Origin of the sequence: uncultured Cetobacterium sp. (assembly GCF_947072685.1) — a bacterium.
GTDB lineage: Bacteria > Fusobacteriota > Fusobacteriia > Fusobacteriales > Fusobacteriaceae > Cetobacterium_A.
This window is the reverse complement of sequence record NZ_CAMTIK010000048.1, coordinates 1-3,972: the sequence shown is the minus strand read 5'-3', so window position 1 is coordinate 3,972 and position 3,972 is coordinate 1. Positions and strand designations below refer to the sequence as shown.

Sequence of the window (3,972 nt, the reverse complement as noted above, 5' to 3'; positions counted from 1 at the left end):
TTATAAAAAAAAATAATAACTCGTTAAAAAGATTTTCTAATATTCATCTTCTCTTAAAAGAGGAAAATTTAATATAAAGATGTGGTAGATGAAGAGGCTTCTTCAAATTTTGTGTAAACTTCTAAAAATTAAAAATAATATTTTATATTTTTTTAGGGATGATTTATTTTTAAGTCATCCCTTTTTAAATATCAACTTTTAAATATTTTAGTGTAATTTTAAATTCTTCCTTCAAAATCTATTTGAAGCTGCGATATGATTTGACCCCAATCTCTTTGACGACTTGTCCATTTCTTTGTAATATCTTGTGTTGCTAAGTAAAGCATTTTTAACAAGCTATCATCTGTAGGAAAAACTGCCTCTAAGGGTCAAGTTTGCCATTCTTTAACAAAAGGCCGTTTCTTGAGTTATTAGAATCTTTATCCCTATAGTCATATTTAGTATACCCTAACTCCTCTTATAATTCACCTTGGTAAAACTCTTGGCGTTTACAAATAGCTACACTCGGCTCGCTAATAAAACACTCAAAATAGCTCCTGCCTTGTTTGATTAAGTCAGTTTCGTCTATAGATATAAGATAGTTCAATTTGGCATACATGGATTCTTCAGGAAATCTAACAACAAATTCAGGTCTACTAAAAAGATTGCCCTGAGAACCTTTTTCCGCCACTCAATCCCTCACTACTATACTTCCTACTGGACAAACTAAAGTACAAGCTCCACAATTTACACATGCTGAAAACTTTATCTCTCTTTTCTTATTTTCTTTTTCGGAGATACAACCAACTATACAGCTCACTTCACATTTGCCACATCCCACACAAATCTCTTTATTTATCTCTCTTATCATTTTTTTACCATTAAAGTGTCTGCTTATATGAAGTAACTGTAATCTCCAAAACTCTTGTTAAAAAAGAAAATTTTTCTTTCATCATATCAAAATATTCTCCTGACTTTAAAAATTTTGCAGTTCCTTCAACTAAAAAACCCGTTCCCATATATCTATATCCCATAACTTCATGACTTCCAAGTGTAAGTTTAACTTTTTTATTAAAATTAATATTTCTTTCAGTTACTATCATAGCTGCTGCTGGTATAAGAATTTTATTCCCATCAACTAGAGTTAAATAACTATTCCAAGAATTTGATACATGAGCTTCTTCAGGACCTGTTGTTACAATAGATACAACTCCTTCATGTGAAATAGCTTCTAAAAACTTTTCATTAAACATAAAACCTCCTAAAATACTTTTATTAGCGACACATATTGTCGTTAATAATAATATCACTTTATTATATATATGTCAATAACAAATATCCTACTTGTATCAATAATATTTTGATGATAAAATATAACATGATAAAATTCAAAGGAGTGAACAAACTATGAAAATGTCAATAGGTGTTGAATATGCCATACATTGTCTTCTATATATAGTAAAACTTAAAGATAAAAATTATGTTGGAATTAAAGATTTAGCAGAATTTCAAGGGGTCTCAGAATCTTATTTGGCCAAAGTTTTCACAAAATTAGGAAAAGTTGGAATAACTAAATCAGTTCCAGGAGTTAAAGGTGGTTATGAATTAGCACGAAACCCTGAGGATATATCTTTTTGGGATATTGTGGAGGCTATTGAAGGAAAAGACCCACTTTTTCAATGTGCTGAGATTAGACAAAAAAATGTTTTAGTCGATCAAAATAATCTGCCAAAATCATATACTAAGTGCCCATGTTTTATTAAGGTTGTTATGCAAGAAGGAGAAAATGAGATGAAAAAATATCTTTCTAAAAAAACTTTATCATGGCTATATGATGAAGTTTATGGAAGAATTCTTCCGCAAGAAAGCGAAATTGAAACTCTTAAATGGTTTAAATCTAAAAGAAACCTTTCAATGAAATAGATTCAAGGGAGAGTTATAATATGAAAAACAAAATCAATTTAATTATACGCCATTACAAACCAACTGATATTGAGGAAGTTGTAAATTTATTTTATAATACAGTACATTCAATTAATACTAAAGATTATACCAAAGCTCAAGTGAATGTTTGGGCTAGTAAAAATATTGATTTGGATAACTGGAATAAGACTTTATTAAAACATCATAGTTTTGTAGTTACTAATAGTTTTGGAAAAATTATTGGATTTGGAGATATAGATAGTACAGGTTATTTAGACAAATTATTTGTACATAAAGATTTCCAAAATATAGGGATAGCCACTCTTATATGTGATGAATTAGAAAAAATAAATACTGATATTATATTCACTTATTCCTCAATAACTGCTAAACCTTTTTTTGAAAAAAGAAACTATAAAGTTATAAAAGAACAAGAAGTTGAATGCCAAGGAATTAAACTTAAAAATTATTTAATGGAGAAAATCAAAAAAAGACAAGATTTTTGACAGAGTTTAGTTAGAATCTAATCGTATATCGGAATATCAGAGGAAATATTTCGTTTGGTGAACTGCCACCACCCTAATAGAGGAAGAGGTTTTCTCAGGGCGTTTTGATAAAAAAACCTTCAAGTTAGATAATTTAATATTACTCCAACTTGAAGGTTTACACAAATATTTAATTAGACCCCAAAAGTTTGATACTTAACTTTTGGAGGCGTTTCACTTTAATCAATATCCTGTGAAATACGCAATAACGATTGCAGCCGCTCCGATACTCAGCCAGATTCCCATAAGAGGTGCCATCCACTTCACCCATTTTTCATATGAGATTTGTGAAATTGCAAGATAACTCATCAGTCCTCCTGCAGTTGGACTGATATAGTTTGTAAATCCATCTCCATATTGAAAGGCTAAAACGACGGTCTGTCTAGAAACTCCTATCATATCTCCCAAAGGAGCCATAATAGGCATAGTTGTCGCTGCCTGGCCACTTCCTGATGGAATAAATAAATTTATTATAATCTGAACACAATACATAAGTAAGGCTGAAACAACTCCCGGTAAAGATGAAATTTTACTAGAAAGATAAAATAAAATTGTATCTATAATTTGTCCATCTTCTAATACAACTAAGATTCCACGAGCTAATCCTACAGCAAGTGCTCCAAATACAACTCCTCTTGCTCCATCTAAAAAGTTATTTGCAGAATCAGTGGGTGAGATTCCTGCCACAAAACTAGAGGCAATTCCCATGAACATAAATATACTAATTAGTTGCTCCGTTCCCCATCCATGTTTTAAAACTCCATACGTTAAAGTTATAAATCCAACTAACATAACTAAAAGTACACATTTTTGTCTAATAGTTAAATCTGGTATCTCTTGACTATCTGTCGACATACTAGACATAGATTTTTGTTTAACTTCTAAATCAAATACCACACTACTAAATGGATTTTCCTTCACCTTTCTAGCGTATCTCATAATATATAAAACTGTAGCAATGTATAAAACTATATAAACAGCTACTCTAAACCCCATTCCAGAGTAGATAGGTAGTCCTGAAATTGAGTGAGCAACTCCAACTGTAAATGGGTTTATAAATCCACCAACAAAACCAACTCCAGCTCCCAAAGCTACCATAGCCATTCCAACCATAGCATCAAATCCAAGCGCTCTTGCTAAAAGAACTCCCAGTGGAACAAAAGCTATAGCTTCTGTGTTCATACCAATTGCTACTCCTCCGATTGAAAATACAAACATAACAACTGGAATTAAAAGCATTCCTTTATCTCTAAATAGATAAGCCACTTTTGCTATTCCAGAATCAATGGCGCCTGTTCTTTGAATCATATTAAAAAATCCACAAACCAAAAATGTAAAAAAAACAATTCCAGAAGTTGCTTGAAGACCTCTAATTAATACAGTAAATAGATTATGTTCAGTAAAAGAGAAAAACTTAACAGGTGTATTGACAACGTATGTAAAAGTTTCTGGAGCTATAATCATTCTACCAGAATTTACATCTTTAACTCTTTCATAAACACCCGCAGGAATTATATAGGTTCCT

Annotated in this window: 5 protein-coding genes and 1 pseudogene; 2 read left to right on the top strand and 4 right to left on the bottom strand. The window is 31.1% G+C overall.

The features are described from left to right. Positions 1-218 precede the first annotated feature (218 nt). The 3 genes and pseudogenes from Q0V67_RS10285 to Q0V67_RS10275 all read right to left on the bottom strand — a co-directional run. Positions 219-356, bottom strand: a pseudogene (locus tag Q0V67_RS10285) (IS256 family transposase); the annotation flags it as partial. A gap of 314 nt (positions 357-670) precedes the next feature. Further along, positions 671-850, bottom strand: a complete 180-nt coding sequence (locus Q0V67_RS10280; RefSeq protein WP_297599317.1) for a 4Fe-4S binding protein — start codon at positions 848-850, stop codon at positions 671-673. Positions 851-860: 10 nt separating this feature from the next. Further along, the gene (locus Q0V67_RS10275; RefSeq protein WP_297599315.1) at positions 861-1,232 is read right to left on the bottom strand and encodes a pyridoxamine 5'-phosphate oxidase family protein; all 372 of its coding nucleotides are present in this window, start codon (positions 1,230-1,232) and stop codon (positions 861-863) included. A gap of 154 nt (positions 1,233-1,386) precedes the next feature. Between Q0V67_RS10275 and Q0V67_RS10270 the strand changes: the two genes are divergently transcribed. Then, positions 1,387-1,902 carry an Rrf2 family transcriptional regulator gene (locus tag Q0V67_RS10270; protein ID WP_297599313.1) on the top strand — a complete coding sequence of 172 codons (516 nt, stop codon included), beginning with the start codon at positions 1,387-1,389 and terminating at the stop codon, positions 1,900-1,902. 20 nt (positions 1,903-1,922) lie between these two features. Further along, positions 1,923-2,408, top strand: coding sequence for a GNAT family N-acetyltransferase (locus Q0V67_RS10265; protein WP_297599311.1), 486 nt, complete (start codon positions 1,923-1,925; stop codon positions 2,406-2,408). A 222-nt stretch (positions 2,409-2,630) separates the two neighbouring features. Here the strand turns inward: Q0V67_RS10265 and Q0V67_RS10260 are convergent. Then, the coding region (locus Q0V67_RS10260) for a TIGR00366 family protein (RefSeq protein ID WP_297599309.1) at positions 2,631-3,972 on the bottom strand (1,342 nt) is incomplete at its 5' end.